1 protein-coding gene is annotated in these 1070 nt (G+C 51.4%); it reads left to right on the top strand.

Features of this window, described 5'->3' with window-relative positions; all coding sequences use genetic code 11:
* Window positions 1-950: carboxypeptidase-like regulatory domain-containing protein (locus AC2VLY_RS06355; protein ID WP_486921950.1), on the top strand; the 950-nt coding region annotated here is incomplete at its 5' end.
* Window positions 951-1070 lie beyond the last annotated feature (120 nt).

Raw genomic sequence — 1070 nt, 5'->3', positions numbered from 1 at the left:
TGGATGGTATTGTGTTGGCTCCGGGACAATATTTGGTGGTGGAATACAGCGGGCAACTCCCACTCAGGGCGCACAACGACTATCAAGACGCATGGGGCACGGTGAACGTTGCGTTTGACGCTGCACAATATGAGAACAACCATGCCAATGTGCAGGAGCCTCAACTCGGAGCAGTCCCCGGTAGCAAGCAACCATCACCGTCGAGCCCGACAGGCAAATACTCCATTAGTGGAACTGCTCTGTGGGGCGGTAAGAATCCCATTTCTAACGCACGTATTTGGCTGCAGAGAGACGGGAGTTTCAGCAAAACACCCTACTACACCAACGCCAACGGCTTCTTCGACATCCCGAACGTGAGCCCCGGCAGCTACGAAGTGGTTCTTGGTAACCCGCAATACAGTCTTGCGCAATCTGCCGTGCGAGTTGTAAATTCTGATGTCAGTCACATACAACTGACTCCCGCGGTCAATTCAGACAACTTTATGGAAGGTGTAGCGCAGTTATACCCAGTGCCTAACTTTAAGAGACAACTGAAGTTCTTTAAGGAGTTGCAGAAAGACTTTCACGAAAAAACGCTTTCCGGAATTGACACGATTTTTTCCGGGACCACCGTGCTTGTCGAAGGAAAACCGTCTGACAATATCGAAGGGGTTGCGTACGTGCCGGGGTATCGGTCAGGCAATGGACTGAGGTCGGCTGAAAAGGTGGTAGAGAGTGCTTACACGTCTGCCGTGGGGCCATTACGATACACGAACGCTCCGGAACTGTTTTTCCCGTTGAAGGAAACAGACGAAGACGCGTTTATCGCGTCAGCCATGAAAGTGGATGGTGTACTATACGCGAGTCTCTCCTATTATGGCGGTCCGGGCGTCAATGTGGTGATGCAACCAACCGCACAATATGCTTCAGTAGTCAATGCACTTATTTCCATCTACGACAACATCTCTTGACACAGCGTGCGCCAACAGGTTGAGACGCACTCAACGTCCGTGGAGATGAACCATAGAAGCAAGCGGTCGCCCTTCCGGAAATGACTGCTCATCACCACTGGAATGTTTCGTACCACAACC

Source organism: Acidithiobacillus sp. TH-A36, assembly GCF_057473445.1.
Note: the sequence above shows the minus strand (reverse complement) of the source record. Positions and strands in the feature narration are given on the sequence as shown.